We start from the raw sequence: 14807 nt of genomic DNA, 5'->3' as shown, positions 1-14807 counted from the left end.
CGACAAGGAGTTGCATATGGGCCTTTTCTGGGGTTTGATTATCGGTGGCCTGGCCGGCTGGATCTCCGGCAACCTGATGAAGGGCCGGGGCTTTGGCCTGCTCGGTAACATAGTGGTGGGCCTGGTCGGCGGTTTTCTCGGCGGCCTGTTGTTCCGCTTGTTGGGGCTGGCCGCCACCGGCCTGCTCGGCTCCCTGATCATGTCGGTGATCGGTGCCGTGCTGTTGATCTATGTGGTGGGAAAAATCAGGCGAAGATAGGGAACAGGGGCAGGGGAGTGGGGACCCGGGAGCTTGACGCTTTCCAATCCCACAGCCCCAGTCCCCGCGTTATTTTTATGTAAAATAAGCAATTTACGCTGGACAGTTCGAAGCAACTGTTGGAGAATGCGCCCTCAGCCCAGTTGGGCATGACCTTTTGTGATGTGGGTCACGGTATTTAAGCTGAAATGTGTTGCTTGAGAATCGTAATAACCCGCCTATTCGGCATGCTACGTGGCGATGCACCAGATGCATTCGCCAGAACCCTGGGTTTTAGTAGCTGCCAAAATATGTGCGTTGAAGCGGGTTATTGTTGCGTTGGTCTGGAGGTTAACGCAAATCACGTCCGCGCCAAACGAAGCGGCCCTGTCATGGGAACCGTACGTCCCCTCCATTTGGGCGCGACGACACAAGTCTGGCAGATCGACATCCATGATGAGAAAAACTGACTGGTTTTTATCAGGCAGTTAACCATGGCGGTGTTGAGACAAAAACGGCCAGATTAGCCTTGTGAATCTTAGTGTGATACACACTCTGTGATGGGAAGCCCTCGCTATCTGCGAGCCAGGCTGTCCCTGGCCTTTTACGTATCAGTCCGCCGACATTCTATTTATTCGGAACTGTTAAATGACAAATACTTCTACTGTACCTGCGACTAACGTGCCTGCTTTTACCGATCTTGGACTGGCGCCTGCCGTATTAAATGCACTGACCGATGCCGGTTATGTGCAGCCTTCCGCTATTCAGGCCGCCGCTATCCCCACCCTGTTGAGTGGTCGTGATGTTCTGGGTCTGGCACAGACAGGTACCGGTAAAACCGCCGCCTTCGCGCTGCCTTTGCTGAGCCGTATTACCGGCGGCAGTGCTACCCCGCAGGTTCTGGTACTGGCGCCGACTCGCGAACTGGCCATCCAGGTTGCCGAGTCCTTCGAAGGCTATGCCAAATACCAGAAAGACATCCGTATCCTGTCCATCTATGGTGGCCAGGCCTATGATACCCAGATCCGTGCACTGAAGCGCGGCGTCGATATCGTGGTCGGTACCCCGGGCCGGGTCATGGACCATATGCGCCGCGGTACCCTCAAGCTGGACAGCCTGCAAGCCATGGTACTGGATGAAGCCGATGAAATGCTGCGCATGGGCTTTATCGACGATGTCGAGTGGATCCTCGAACAGACTCCGGCTACCCGTCAGATCGCCCTGTTCTCGGCCACCATGCCGCCGGCTATCCAGCGTGTTGCCCAGAAATACCTGAATGATCCGCAGGAAGTGCGCATCGCCAACAAGACCCGTACCAACTCCAGCATTCGCCAGCGTTATTGGTTCGTGCGTGGCATGTCCAAGCATGAAGGCCTGTGCCGTCTGGTCGAGACCGAAGACATGGATGCCATGCTGGTATTCGTACGTACCCGTAAAGACGCCGAAGATCTGGCTGACATGATGGGCCGCGAAGGTCACGCCTGTGAAGCCCTGCACGGTGACATTCCCCAGAAGCTGCGTGAAAAAGTGGTTGATCGCCTGAAAAACGGCCGCCTTAACATCCTGGTGGCCACCGACGTGGTCGCCCGAGGCCTGGATGTAGAGCGGATCAGCCATGTAGTCAACTTCGACATGCCCCACGACAACGAGTCTTATGTGCACCGCATCGGTCGTACCGGTCGTGCCGGCCGTGAGGGTGACGCCATCCTGTTTGTTACCGGTCGTGAGAAGCGAGGCCTGTACAACCTGGAGCGCCATACCCGTCAGCCGATCGAAGAAATGCAGATGCCGTCTGCCGACGACATCAACAAGAAGCGCGCGGAGCGCTTCAAGTCCCGCATCCGTGCCAGCGTAGAAGCCGACGAAAAAGCCCTGGCGCCTTTCGTGGAGATGGTTAACGGTCTGCAGGAAGAAGGCCTGGACAGCGCCCAGCTGGCCGCCGGCCTGGCTCGCCTGCTGCAAGGTGACCGCCCGCTGTTTGTCGAAGACAGACCCATGGCCGCCCGTCGTCCGGATGTGCGTGAAAGCCGTGACGGTGGTCGTGAGCGCGGTCCTCGTGCTGATCGTCCCCGCGGCGGCCGTGACGATGTGTCCGGTGTGATGATGGAGCGCTTCCGGGTGGATGTGGGCCGGGTGCACGGCGTTAAGCCGGGTCACCTGGTCGGTGCCATCGCCAACGAGGCGGATCTGGAGTCCCGTTTTATCGGCCAGATCCAGATCCACGATGAGTTTTCCACCGTGGACCTGCCCGAGGGCATGACCAGCGAAGTACAGCAAGTGCTGCAGAAGGTTCGGGTATGTCAGCGTCCGCTGAACCTGGCTAAATACGAAGGCGGCCCGCTGCCGGCCCGTCGTGACTTCCGTTCGCGCAATGACGATGACCGTGGCGGCAAGTTCCGTCCCCGTCGCAACGACAAGCGCCTGAATGGCTGATTAGTCGTCCAGACTGCATGTTAAAAAGCCTGCCGAGTGATCGGCAGGCTTTTTTATTATGGGTGGCATGGTGATTGGGTCTGTTAGCCCCAAACTCCGAGTAACCCATCCCAGCAACAAGGTCATTTCCACGACGGCTGGACTCCAGGGAAGGGCGCACTTATCTGAAATATCCCGCTTTGACTGAAAAAGGCCTATGGACCGTTGCCTTCGAGAGGATGGCAGCGGTTTTGCTGTTCTTATACCAATCACAGTAAGTATCTGATCATCTTTTGGACCCAGGCTTCAACGGCAGCACAGCTACCTCCCTCGACACGCCATGCGGACATGCCATCCCTGCATGTAACGGTCGTGGGTGGTAATCTCTGTTGCCTCTTCTGGAACACGGCGTTGCCTGTAGGTATTGCCCACAGGCGCCTCTGGAGCATCACGGAGGACAAAGGGATCTGCTCCAGCGACCATCACATGACAGGGCCGAAAAGGGCTCCTGCTATTCCGGCATTCCCGCCATCCCCATCCCTGGAGGCCAGATGCCATGTGCTGAGCATCACATGGATGAGCCTGAGCGAGTCGGTGGAGTGGTCCCTTTATCCTCCGTTGATACTGATCATTTATTTATTGGGATTGCTATTACTCTCGCGCCCATGCTCTGCGTGGGAGCGAGGGCAAGAAAACGGGTGCAAAAACAAAAAAAGCCCCAGATTAACCGGGGCTAAGGACTTAGTAACAAGAGAACTTAAATCAGTTTGCCAGGGATTCCGGCAGGTGCTCTCGCAGGGTGGCAAGCATGATCTTCAGCACCTTGGGATTGGCACAAACTACGTTACCGCTACGCTCATAGTTATGACCGCCGACGAAGTCGGTAACCAGGGCACCGGCTTCCCGGGCAATCAGGCTGCCGGCGGCAGAGTCCCAGGGCTTGAGGCCCAGTTCCCAGTAGCCGTCGACCCGGCCGGCAGCGACATAGGCCAGATCCAGGCTGGCGGCACCGGCCCGGCGCACGTCGCCACACTGGACGAACATGGCCTTGAACATGGCCAGATAGGCATCCAGCTGATGCTTTTGCTTAAAGGGAAAACCGGTAGCCAGCAGGGTATTGCTCAGATCTTTCGCCTTGCCGGCACGGATGCGATAGCCGTTCAGCTGGGCGCCGGCACCGCGGCTGGCGGTGAACAGCTCGTCACGAATAGGATCGTATACCACTGCCTGTTCGGTGCGGCCTTTTACCCGCAGGGCAATGGAAACGGCGAAATGAGGAATGCCTCTAACAAAGTTGTTGGTGCCATCAAGCGGGTCTATTATCCATTGATAATCCGGGTTGCTGCCAAGCAGCTCGCCGCATTCTTCACCAATGATGGTATGCTCCGGGTAGGATTTGCGGATGGTATTTACTACGGCGTTTTCCGCGTCAAGATCGACGTTGGTGACAAAATCGTTCTGGCCTTTTTGCGTTGTCTCCACGTAGTCAGGGTTGGAGAAACCTTTGACGATAACTTGACCGGCGTTGCGCGCAGCGCGCACCGCAATATTCAGCATCGGATGCATATGAGTGAACCCACTTGATGTTAAAGAACGAAATTTGAGCGGCGCATTATACCAGTATCAGGGGGGCTGACAAGCCTTTATCCCCGTGCGATTTTTAACCGGGGCTCGGATCCCTTGTTCCCCTGCCAGGGCTGCCTGGCCTGCAGGGGAAGATAGCTCATCAAGCAGGCATTTCCGGCGCAGGTGACTCAAAGCCAGCAGGATCCCCAGCGACCCGCTAAGCTATGGTTTACTAAGTAAAAATATCTCACCAGATAAGGAACCTGAACAATGAACAAAGGGAGTTTGTTGTTGCTTGCATTGATAGCCTCTCCTGTCTGGGCCGATTGGGGTCTGGCCCTGGGGGCCGGGAGCGGTGATGGCGCCGAGCGTTATCAGCTGGGGGTTGAGTGGAATCAAAGCACGCCCTGGATTTCGCTTGGGCAGGGCCAGCTGGGCTACGGTCTCTGGTTTGACAGCAGTTACTGGCAACTGGACGATGACGATCTGGTCGCACTCAGCATGGCGCCGGTACTGAGCTATAGCCATGCAAAACGGGGGCTGCGTCCTTTCGCCTTTGTCGGTGTAGGACCGGCCTGGATCAGCCAAACCCGTTTGGGTAACCGGGAATTGTCGACCCAGTTCCAGTTTTCCAGCCGGGCCGGACTGGGCGTGGCGCTGGACAAACACAGCCTGGCCCTGGAGGGGGGGCATTTGTCTAACGCCGGTATCGAGGAGCCGAACGAAGGGTTGTCTTCCTGGAGCGTCAATTACCGCTATAACTTCTGATTAAAAAAACTAGGTCTGGCCATTATAAAAGGTCGTGCTGGCCCATATTGCCAGTGAAGATAGCTGTTCATTATCATGGGCTCCATATCATAAGCTGCCCGTCTGGGCATTTGGGAGATCCTGGTCATGTCTGGCCTTACTTTGGTGTTGCTAACGGTTTTAATGGTGGCCGCGGGTCAAATGACCCAGACTCTGTACGTGCCCGCCATGGCCGAGATGGCAGCAGATATGCGCGTCTCCGCAAGCCGATTGTCCCTGGTGATGGCCTGTTACCTGATCCCCTACGGCCTATTCCAGTTTATTTACGGTCCCTTGTCCGATCGCTTCGGTCGTCGGCCAGTCTTGCTGAGCGGCTTGCTCGTCTATGTGCTGGGCTCGGCGGTTATTCTGTACTGGGCTACTTTCCCCGCTGTGCTGATCGGCAGCCTTATCCAGGGCGCCGGCACGGCCGCGGCTGGCAGCCTGTGTCGCAGCCTGATGCGGGACCGTTTCGATGGCCCGGATCTGGTACGTTACAACGGCTATGTGTCCATGGGCATCATGCTGGCTCCCTTGCTGGCTCCCTTGATTGGCGGTTACTTGAACCAGTATTTCGGCTGGCAGTCGATGTATTGGTTCCTGCTGGCTGTGGGCCTGGTGATCACGCTGATCATGGTGGCGTTTTTCCGGGAAACCCTGCCGCCGGAGCGACGTCATATGCAGCCCATACTGCCGGCCTATAAATATGTGCTGCACAACCCCAGCTTCCGTCGCCAGCTGGGTATGCTGATCGCCGCCTTCGCCGGGGTGATCTTGTATGAAGCCGTGTTCAGCGTAGTGGTGAGCAGGCAGAGTGAACTGACCAGTGCCGAGATCAGCATATTGTTTATTTTGCCGTTGCCCCTGTATTTTGCCGGCGCCATGGTGGCGTCCTGGAAGGCCGCTTCCTGGTCCGTGCGTCAACTGCAGTGGCTGTCGGCCATGGGATTGCTGATAGGGGCTGCTGTGGTGCTGCTCTCCGGGTTCAATGGTCAGATAAGTGTTGCAGGTCTGGTATTGGGCGGCGGCCTCTATTTTGCCGGTGCCGGCCTGTTATTCCCGGTGGCGACCTCCAAGGCGGTATCGCCTTTTCCATACCATAGCGGCACCGCCGGTGCCCTGCTGGGGGGCTGCTCCAACCTGGGCGGTGGTGTCTTCCTGCTGGTGCAGGGCGGTTTGCCGGAAATGAACCAGATTGTACTGGGCGGCTTGTTGCTGGCCTTTGCCGGCCTGGTGGTGTGGTTCCTGATGCCTCAGGAGCAGGCGTTGCCGGCGACCGGTCTGTAATGGCCGGACAACCCCCATCGTTGTGAGCCGGTGGGGGCGTTATTCGGGCGGCGCTGATCCTGCCAGCCTACGGCTTATGATGCAGCAGTACAAACTTGTCCCACAACTGCTCTTCATTCTCCCGGTGCTCGGGATGAGTGATGATGCAGTCGATGGGACAGACGCTGACACAGGTGGGCTTGTCATAGTGGCCTACACACTCGGTGCACAACGCCGGGTCTATCTCATAGATCTCGGGCCCGAAATAGATGGCCCCGTTGGGGCATTCGGGCTCGCACATGTCGCAGTTGATGCACTTATCGGTGATCAGCAGTGCCATGAGTTACCTCGGGTTGTTGGTGCGGTTTACGGGTGCTTTGCCGCTCTTCCAAGTGGCGCAGCAGGATGCCAAATTCCGCATCCACACTTTCCGGGAGCTGTATATGCACAGTGTGGCCGCTGCCCGGCGCCACTTCAACCCACTCACCCTTGCGGTTTTTAAGCGCATCCAGGGTGAACGTCAGGTTACCCTTGGGAGTCATCAGCTCCAGGCTGTCGCCCACCTGGAACTTGTTCTTCACCGCGATTCCAACCCAGCGGCCGTCACGACCGGTGACTTCGCCGACAAACTGCTGGCTGGTGGAGACCGAGTAGCCGGTGTCATAGTTCTGGTACTCGCTGTGGGCATGACGCTGCAAAAAGCCCTCCGTATAACCCCGATGCGCCAGGTTTTCCAGGGTGCCCATCAGGGTGGCATCGAAGGGACGGCCGGCTACGGCGTCATCGATGGCCTTGCGATAGACCTGGGCGGTGCGGGCCACATAATAGAAGGACTTGGTACGGCCCTCTATTTTCAGGGAGTGCACCCCCATCTGGGTCAGGCGTTCCACGTATTGCACGGCGCGCAGGTCCTTGGAGTTCATGATATAGGTGCCGTGCTCGTCTTCATAGGCAGCCATGTACTCGCCGGGGCGGTTACCCTCTTCCAGTAATACCAGTTGATCCGTGGGGTGGCCGGCACCCAGGGTCGGCGCTACCTGCTGGATCTGGATCGGTTCCTGCCTATGGACTATCTGGCCGGCGTCGTCTTCTCTGGCCTCGTGCACCTTGTATTCCCAGCGGCAGGCGTTGGTACAGGTACCCTGGTTGGGATCGCGCTTGTTGATATAACCGGACAACAGGCAGCGGCCCGAATAGGCCATGCACAGGGCGCCGTGCACGAATACTTCCAGCTCGACGGTCGGGCAGTGCTCGCGAATCTCGGCGATCTCTTCGAGTGACAGCTCCCGGGACAGGATCACCCGTTCGATGCCGTAGTCCTGCCAGAACTTGACCGAGGCCCAGTTGACCGCGTTGGCCTGGACCGACAGGTGGACGGGCACCTGGGGAAAATGTTCCCGTACCAGCATGATGAGCCCGGGATCGGACATGATCAGCGCATCCGGTCCCATTTCCACCACGGGTTTCATATCGCGCAGGAAGGTCTTCAGCTTGGAGTTATGGGGCTGGATATTGACCACCACATAGAACTTTTTGCCCAGGGCATGGGCTTCGTCTATGCCGATCTTCAGATTTTCGTGATTGAACTCGTTGTTGCGCACCCGCAGCGAATAGCGGGGCTGGCCGGCGTAGACGGCGTCCGCCCCGTAGGCGAAGGCGTAGCGCATGTTTTTCAGGGTACCGGCGGGGGACAGCAATTCGGGCTTGAACATAAATTTTCTCGTCTGATCTCAGGTCAGCAGGCCGCCACCGGATGGCGGCCGGGACGGCATTCTACTCCCTGGGGCCGGCAATTTCGAGTTTACATGCGGCCCGGGTCAGCGGGCGACCCGCCAGCGGTCGACCTCCAGCTCGACGCCGTCCCGATCCCGGTCTACGGTGGCCCACAGCAGCAGCCGGTCCCGGCGGTGTCCGCGCAGCCAGCGCCAGTCGTCATCGTCGATCTCCACGCGAATGGTACCGGTGTCATCCCGGAACAGGTAGTTGTCGCCGCGCAGCCGTTTGACGATGTGGCCCGAGACCAGCACATGGCGGTCGTCGTGCATGCGCCGGGCCCTGGCCACCGAGGTGACGTGCAGCCGGTCGCGACGACCGTCATAGCGCCCATCGTCTCGCCGATCATGGAAATGTTCATAACGGGGCGTATAACCATGGTCATGACGGGGCTGGTAATGTTGTTCATGGGCGTTGGCCCCGATGGCGATCAGCCAGCCCAGGCCAATCAGACCGGTAATCCATCTATTGCGCATTGCAGCCTCCTCGGCGGGGATCTGGTCGATATCCTAAGTGAGTGCGGCGAGGGCGAAAGACGGCCAGCCCGAAAATCAGGAAAATAGGGGCAAAAACGGCATTCGCTCGGACAACTTCGGACGGTAAAGGGCATGCTTGAGGGGGCCGGTCGCGGGGCTGCGACCGGTAGAGAAGGGAGGCTCAGTGGGTTTCTTCACCGCCCAGGGCCTCGGTCAGCTCGGGAATAAAGCGGGACAGCTCACCGGTGACCAGGGCGAAGTCGGCGTCGAAACGGGCGGCGGCATCTTCGCTGACCACATCGTCATTTTGTTCACGCAGCTCTTCGGAAAACTTGAGACGTTTGATGCTCATATCATCGGCCAGCACGAAGCTGATGGTATCGGACCAGTTCAGTGCCAGTTTGGTGACCAGCTTGTCCGCATCCAGGTGGGCTTTCATCTCTTCGCTCAGTAAATCCTGCTGTTTGGCACGGATGATGCCGCCATGCTCCAGGGCGGAGCGCAGTTCCGCTTCGTCTTCCAGGGCAAAGCCGGCGGGTGCCGTGCCTTCCTTCAGCCAGTCGGTCAGGGTGATTTCCGGCGGCGTGGTCATGGCCAGCGGCACCACCGGCAGGGAGCCGATGCTCTTGCGCAGCAGCGCCAACAGGTCTTCGGCCCGTTTGCTGCTGCTGGCATCCACCGCGATGAAACCGGCTTGCGGGTTGATCCAGGCATAGGTCTGCTGATGGCGGCTGAAGGCCCGGGGCAGCAGGTTGGTGATCACCTCTTCCTTGATGGCTTCTTTTTCCTTTTTCTTCAGGGCCCGGCCCTGCTCGATTTCCAGGGCCTCGACTTTTTCGGTCACCGCATCGTTGACCACAGCGCCGGGCAGCATCTTTTCTTCTTTTTTGGCACAGAGCAGGATCTGCTCACCGGCGCCATGGGTCAGGGCCTGACCCTGTTTGCCCAGGGGGGAAATCCAGCCGAATTTGGCTTGATCCTGGCCACCACAGGGACTGAAAGGAAAGGCTTCCAGCTGTTGCTCAAGATCTTCGAGGCTGAGTTCAAAAGGGCGGGTAAAACGGTATATCTGTAGATTTTTAAACCACATAGCGTCCTCGGTGACGGCAGGAAAAGAGCCATTGTACTGCAAAGTCAGTTTGTGATCAGGGTGTCATTCCTGAATGATGCAAGCCGATCTGGCTCACAGACAGCCACAAAACCCGGATGGCCTGGTGGCCGGCTTCATACACTTGAAGCAAGGCCATCGGGGAAAGAGATGATGATACGACAAGCCACGGCTAAAGACATGGAAGACATACTCGAAGTATGGCTGCTGGGCTCCCTGCAAGCCCATGATTTTGTACCGGCAGCCTTCTGGTGGCAGCAACTGGAACGGATGCGTGTCCGTTATCTGCCCGGAGCCGAGCTGTGGGTCTGTGAGCGGGAAGGGGAGGTACAGGGTTTTATCGCCCTGGTGGATGACTATCTCGCCGCCTTGTTTGTGCGTCCCGACTGCCAGCAAAACGGTATCGGCAAGGCCCTGCTGGCGATGGCTAAACACTTGAGGAGGCGATTGGAATTAAAGGTGTTTACCGAAAATGATGTGGCCGTGCATTTTTATCAGCAGCATGGCTTTGCCATCACGGATGAGGATATAGATCCCAACACCGGGCAGCCGGAATATCGGATGGGTTACCGGGCCTGTTGAATGAAAAACACCTTATTGCTGTCAATGTTCTGACACCCTGGCGTCATAAATTCATAAAAATGTCATACTTGCTTCCAATAATGGGTCAGATACCAACAAGACCCTTAAAGAGGCGGTTGAAGAATGACACGGAAAATACTGGTAGTCGAAGACGAAGCACCTATCCGCGAAATGCTGTGTTTTGTTCTGGAACAAAAAGGCTTTGCCACCCAGGAGGCCGAAGATTATGACCAGGCACTGGCATTGATCAAAGAGCCCTATCCGGAGCTTATTCTGCTCGACTGGATGCTACCGGGAGGCAGCGGTATTCAGCTGATAAAACAGCTGAAACAGGATGAGCTGACCCGCCAGATCCCGGTGATTATGCTGACCGCCCGGGCCGAGGAAGACGACAAGATCAAAGGGCTGGATGTCGGCGCCGATGATTATATCACCAAACCCTTTTCTCCCAAGGAGCTGACCTCCCGCTTGAAGGCCGTGTTGCGCCGGGTCGCGCCCACCGCGGTCGAGGATGTCATCGAGGTACAGGGGCTGAAGCTGGACCCGGCCAGCCATCGGGTGACCGCTAATCATCTGCAGCTGGAGATGGGTCCTACCGAGTTCAAGTTACTGCATTTTTTTATGACGCACCCCGAGCGGGTATACAGCCGCGAGCAGTTGCTAAATAATGTGTGGGGCACCAATGTGTATGTGGAAGACAGGACAGTGGATGTGCATATCCGTCGGCTGCGCAAAGCGGTGTCGGAGTCGGGCCACGACAAATTGATCCAGACGGTGCGCGGTGCCGGATACCGTTTCTCTACCCGCCTATGAGGTTGTATGCAGCTACAAGAATCCAGCCATGGCCTGTGGTGGCGGCTGTGTTTGTACTACCTGGCTTTTTTGCTGTTGGGGTTGCTTACCCATGATATAGCACTTGCCCTGCTGGCAGGCACCAGCCTGCATCTGGTCTGGCATTATCGTTTTCAGCATCGGCTGGCGGTATGGTTGTGGCGGGATCGCAGCCTGATCCCGCCGGAAGGTCAGGGCAGCTGGGAGATCATTTTCAACGGCATCTATCGGCTGCAGCAGCGGCAGCGGGCGCGCCGGCGCGAGCTGGCCAATCTGGTGCGACGTTTTCGTGAGGGGGCTGAGGCGCTGCCCGATGCCGCCGTGGTGATCCGCCGGGATGGCAGCATTATCTGGTGTAACCGCCTGGCGCAGCAGCTGCTGGGCTTTCGCTGGCCCGATGATGCCGGGCAATATATCGGCAACCTGATCCGCACGCCGGTCTTTATCGCCTATATGAAACGGGGCGATTTCAACGAGCCGCTTGAACTGCCTTCGCCGGTCAACGAGGACAAGTTGCTGGAGTGCCGGATCATGCCCTATGCGGAAGATCAGGCCATGCTGGTGGTGCGTGATGTTACCCGCATCCGCAGCCTTGAGCAGATGCGCAAGTCGTTTGTCGCCAATGTCTCTCATGAGTTGCGCACGCCGTTGACGGTACTCAAGGGGTACCTGGAAATGGCCGAAGAGCTGCCTCCGGCGAACAGGTGGCATAAGACCCAGCAGGTGATGATGGAGCAGACCCTGCGCATGGATGCGCTGGTGAACCAGCTGATGACCCTGTCCCGTATTGAAGCCTCGGTCGATATCGACACCAACAAGATAGTCGACCTGCCGGCCATGCTGGGGATGCTGAAGCAGGAGGCGATGGCGCTCAGCGGTGATAAAGGCCACAGCTTTACCTTTGTGGTGGATGCACAGCTGAAGGTGCGGGGCGATCAGGAACAGTTGCGCAGCGCCGTTTCCAACCTGGTCTACAATGCGATTCGCCATTCCGCCGCCGGTACCCATATCAAGGTGGAGTGGGGCCGGGTCGGACATTATGGCCGTTTTGCTGTCACCGACAACGGTGAAGGCATAGCGCCGGAACATATTGCCCACCTGACCGAGCGCTTCTACCGGGTGGATAAAGCCCGCAGCCGGCATACCGGCGGCTCGGGTCTGGGGCTGGCTATCGTCAAGCATGCCCTGAGCCATCATGACTCCCAGCTGGACATCCAGAGCCGGCCGGGTCAGGGCAGCTGCTTCAGCTTTAACCTGCCCGAACGACTGCTTATCTCAGACAGTTCCTCCCTGGAGTTTGCCTGAGCTTATATGCAAGGCAGCCTGGCTGCCTTACTTATTGCCGCCTATGCTTCCCCTGTCATAAAAACGTCACTTTCAGTTCATATATTTGTCACCACCTAAGGCAATACTGGCCGGGTCTTGAAAGACCGAACTCAGATTGGAGATTAAGGATGAAATTGAACAAACTGGTAAGCGCGCTCGGATTGACTGCCGTACTGGCCTCCACTTCCGCCCTGGCTGCCGTTGACGGTGCCCTGCCTGACTATGAAAAAGTAAGCGGCATTTCCGGTAATTTGTCTTCCGTGGGTTCGGATACCCTGGCCAACATGATGACGCTGTGGGCCGAGGAGTTCAAACGCAACTATCCTAACGTCAACGTTCAGATCCAGGCCGCCGGCTCCTCCACCGCGCCACCCGCCCTGACCGAAGGTACCGGCCAGTTCGGCCCAATGAGCCGCGCCATGAAGAGCAACGAAATCGAAGCCTTCGAAAAACGCTACGGCTACAAGCCGACGGCGGTCCGCGTGGCCATCGATGCGCTGGCGGTGTTTGTCCATAAAGACAACCCCATCGAAGGTCTGAGCATGGATCAGGTGGATGCCATCTTCTCCAGCACCCTGGCATGCGGCTCCGCAGAGCAGATCGCCAACTGGGGACAGGCTGGCCTGACCGGCGACTGGTCAAAGCGTGATGTTCAGCTGTACGGCCGTAACTCAGTATCCGGCACCTATGGCTACTTTAAAGACGAAGCCCTGTGTAAAGGAGACTTCAAGAATACCGTCAACGAGCAGCCCGGTTCCGCCTCCGTGGTGCAATCCGTGTCTTCTTCCCTGAATGCCGTCGGTTACTCCGGCCTGGGTTACAGCACTTCCAGCGTACGTGCCGTGCCGCTGGCCAAGGCGGGCTCCACCGACTTCGTGGCTGCCACCTCTGAGAATGCCATCAGCGGTGAATATCCGTTGTCCCGTTTCCTGTACGTCTATGTGAACAAGCACCCCAACGAGCCGCTGGGTCCGATGGAAGCCGAGTTCATCAAGCTGATGCTGTCCAAGCAAGGCCAGCAGATCGTCGATAAAGACGGTTATGTGCCCGTGCCTATGGCCGTTATCGAAGCCGACCTGAAAAAACTGGGTCTGTAAGCAATAAATTCAGCAAATACCCTAGGCGGCCTGATGGCCGCCTTTTTTATTGCCGGTATCTGTGCCTAGAATAGGGGAGGAAGAGGCAGGAGTCACAATGGAGATCAGGAAGATACGCAGCGGTGAAACCAGCAGTATCTGGCGTTTGTTCCATGATACCGTACACAGCATCAATCAAGCCGATTACAGCGAGCAGGCCTTGGCGGTGCTGGCGCCAGACCAATATGATGAGCCACGTTGGGTCAGCCGTTTTATCCGCACCCAGCCCCTGGTGGCAATGGATGGCAACCTGTTGTTGGGGTTTGCCGAGTTGGGCGAGGATGGTCGTATCGATATGTTTTACGTGCATCATCAACATCAGGGAGAGGGCATAGGCCGGGCCCTGATGCAGCGCCTGAGGGCGGAAGCGGCGTCTCGTGGACTTTCGCGGCTGTATTGCGAAGCCAGCATCACCGCCCAGCCGTTTTTTGAGAACATGGGATTTGTCAGCCTGGAACAACGCGAACTGGCCCGTCAAGGCCAGGTATGGAAGGTGATCCTGATGGAATCTAAGACATAAAAAAGCCTTAAGGGTAACCTTAAGGCTTTTCAGGGTTTTTGGTCGGCGTGAGAGGATTTGAACCTCCGACCCCTGACACCCCATGACAGTGCGCTACCAAGCTGCGCTACACGCCGAATTGGGTGCACTATATAGCTGCCCGGCGGAGGCTGCAAGCCTATTTTGTCCAATTCGGTGCGGTTGGTGTTTTCTTCGTCAAGCTTGTTATTTTTTCAGCATTTTTAATTTCTCCCCCGCTGCCGTGCGGCATTGCGTATGTTAAGGCGTGGCCGCTTTTGCCATAATGAGCGCCTAGCGGAGATGGTTTATGTGTGAACAAGACGAATACTGGATGAGACGGGCCATGGTCCTGGCGGCCAGGGCTGAGGAGGAAGGCGAGGTACCGGTGGGAGCCTTGCTGGTGCTGGATGGCCGATGCGTGGGCGAGGGCTGGAATCGGTCCATCGGCAGCCATGACGCCACGGCGCACGCCGAGATCATGGCGTTACGGGCGGCGGGCCAGACGCTGGCCAACTACCGCCTGTTGGATGCCACCCTGTATGTCACCCTTGAGCCCTGTACCATGTGCGCCGGCGCCATGGTGCACAGTCGGATCAAGCGTCTGGTCTACGGCGCGGCCGATGCCAAAACCGGGGCTGTCGATTCGGTACTGCGGCTGCTGGACAGCCCCGGTATCAATCATAGGGTCGCCTGGACTTCCGGGGTGCTGGCCGAGCCCTGCTCAACCCAGCTCAGCGCCTTTTTCAGGCGTCGTCGGGCCGAAAAAAAAGCCGCCAAGGCGGCTAGG

14 protein-coding genes, 1 tRNA gene and 2 pseudogenes are annotated in these 14807 nt (G+C 57.7%); 11 read left to right on the top strand and 6 right to left on the bottom strand.

The features are described 5' to 3' along the window. The first annotated feature begins 16 nt into the window (after positions 1-16). The 3 genes and pseudogenes from ABD806_RS06020 to ABD806_RS06010 all read left to right on the top strand — a co-directional run bounded on the left by ABD806_RS06020 (position 17) and on the right by ABD806_RS06010 (position 2671). Positions 17-259 (top strand): GlsB/YeaQ/YmgE family stress response membrane protein, encoded by a 243-nt coding sequence (locus ABD806_RS06020; RefSeq protein WP_344955740.1) that lies wholly within the window; start codon positions 17-19, stop codon positions 257-259. A gap of 224 nt (positions 260-483) precedes the next feature. Further along, positions 484-705: pseudogene (locus tag ABD806_RS06015) on the top strand (hotdog fold thioesterase); the annotation flags it as partial. 181 nt (positions 706-886) lie between these two features. Beyond that, positions 887-2671: a DEAD/DEAH box helicase gene (locus ABD806_RS06010; RefSeq protein WP_344955738.1), complete on the top strand. Its 1785-nt coding sequence runs from the start codon at positions 887-889 to the stop codon at positions 2669-2671. 741 nt (positions 2672-3412) lie between these two features. On the opposite strand, the gene suhB is transcribed toward ABD806_RS06010, so the two are convergent. Then, positions 3413-4216: an inositol-1-monophosphatase gene (gene suhB / locus ABD806_RS06005; RefSeq protein ID WP_344955735.1), complete on the bottom strand. Its 804-nt coding sequence runs from the start codon at positions 4214-4216 to the stop codon at positions 3413-3415. A 270-nt stretch (positions 4217-4486) separates the two neighbouring features. Here suhB and ABD806_RS06000 point away from each other — a divergent pair, with 270 nt between their 5' ends. Further along, the gene (locus ABD806_RS06000) at positions 4487-4984 is read left to right on the top strand and encodes an acyloxyacyl hydrolase (protein ID WP_344955733.1); all 498 of its coding nucleotides are present in this window, start codon (positions 4487-4489) and stop codon (positions 4982-4984) included. Between the two features lie 126 nt (positions 4985-5110). Further along, positions 5111-6289, top strand: a complete 1179-nt coding sequence (locus ABD806_RS05995) for an MFS transporter (RefSeq protein WP_344955731.1) — start codon at positions 5111-5113, stop codon at positions 6287-6289. Positions 6290-6356: 67 nt separating this feature from the next. On the opposite strand, the gene ABD806_RS05990 is transcribed toward ABD806_RS05995, so the two are convergent. From ABD806_RS05990 to rdgC, 4 genes are all read right to left on the bottom strand, one after another. Then, positions 6357-6608 carry a YfhL family 4Fe-4S dicluster ferredoxin gene (locus tag ABD806_RS05990; RefSeq protein WP_344955729.1) on the bottom strand — a complete coding sequence of 84 codons (252 nt, stop codon included), beginning with the start codon at positions 6606-6608 and terminating at the stop codon, positions 6357-6359. Further along, entirely contained in the window at positions 6586-7980 is a 1395-nt protein-coding gene (gene trhP / locus ABD806_RS05985; protein ID WP_344955726.1) for a prephenate-dependent tRNA uridine(34) hydroxylase TrhP, read from the bottom strand. Before trhP ends, ABD806_RS05990 begins: the two co-directional genes overlap by 23 nt. Positions 7981-8085: 105 nt before the next feature. Continuing rightward, the gene (locus ABD806_RS05980; RefSeq protein WP_344955724.1) at positions 8086-8517 is read right to left on the bottom strand and encodes a YgiW/YdeI family stress tolerance OB fold protein; all 432 of its coding nucleotides are present in this window, start codon (positions 8515-8517) and stop codon (positions 8086-8088) included. Between the two features lie 181 nt (positions 8518-8698). Further along, complete coding sequence (gene rdgC / locus ABD806_RS05975; protein WP_344955721.1) at positions 8699-9607, bottom strand: recombination-associated protein RdgC; 909 nt, start codon at positions 9605-9607, stop codon at positions 8699-8701. 171 nt (positions 9608-9778) lie between these two features. Here rdgC and ABD806_RS05970 point away from each other — a divergent pair, with 171 nt between their 5' ends. The 5 genes from ABD806_RS05970 (at position 9779) to ABD806_RS05950 (ending at position 14020) form a co-directional block, all read left to right on the top strand. Continuing rightward, positions 9779-10207, top strand: coding sequence for a GNAT family N-acetyltransferase (locus ABD806_RS05970; protein ID WP_344956461.1), 429 nt, complete (start codon positions 9779-9781; stop codon positions 10205-10207). 123 nt (positions 10208-10330) lie between these two features. Beyond that, a complete protein-coding gene (gene phoB / locus ABD806_RS05965) occupies positions 10331-11020 on the top strand; it encodes a phosphate regulon transcriptional regulator PhoB (protein ID WP_344955719.1) in 690 nt (229 codons plus the stop codon). A gap of 6 nt (positions 11021-11026) precedes the next feature. Next, a complete protein-coding gene (gene phoR, locus ABD806_RS05960; RefSeq protein ID WP_344955716.1) occupies positions 11027-12343 on the top strand; it encodes a phosphate regulon sensor histidine kinase PhoR in 1317 nt (438 codons plus the stop codon). 149 nt (positions 12344-12492) lie between these two features. Next, complete coding sequence (locus ABD806_RS05955) at positions 12493-13461, top strand: PstS family phosphate ABC transporter substrate-binding protein (protein WP_344955713.1); 969 nt, start codon at positions 12493-12495, stop codon at positions 13459-13461. 97 nt (positions 13462-13558) lie between these two features. Then, on the top strand, positions 13559-14020 hold the full coding sequence (locus ABD806_RS05950; protein ID WP_344955710.1) for a GNAT family N-acetyltransferase: 462 nt from the start codon (positions 13559-13561) through the stop codon (positions 14018-14020). A gap of 39 nt (positions 14021-14059) precedes the next feature. On the opposite strand, the gene ABD806_RS05945 is transcribed toward ABD806_RS05950, so the two are convergent. Next, positions 14060-14136, bottom strand: a tRNA-Pro gene (locus ABD806_RS05945). Positions 14137-14327: 191 nt separating this feature from the next. Between ABD806_RS05945 and tadA the strand changes: the two are divergent. Further along, positions 14328-14804: pseudogene (gene tadA, locus ABD806_RS05940) on the top strand (tRNA adenosine(34) deaminase TadA); the annotation flags it as partial. Between the last annotated feature and the right edge of the window lie 3 nt (positions 14805-14807).

This window comes from Zobellella aerophila, from assembly GCF_039539325.1.
GTDB lineage: Bacteria > Pseudomonadota > Gammaproteobacteria > Enterobacterales > Aeromonadaceae > Oceanimonas > Oceanimonas aerophila.
The sequence above is the reverse complement of the archived record's forward strand: the minus strand, read 5'-3'. Positions and strand labels throughout refer to the sequence as shown.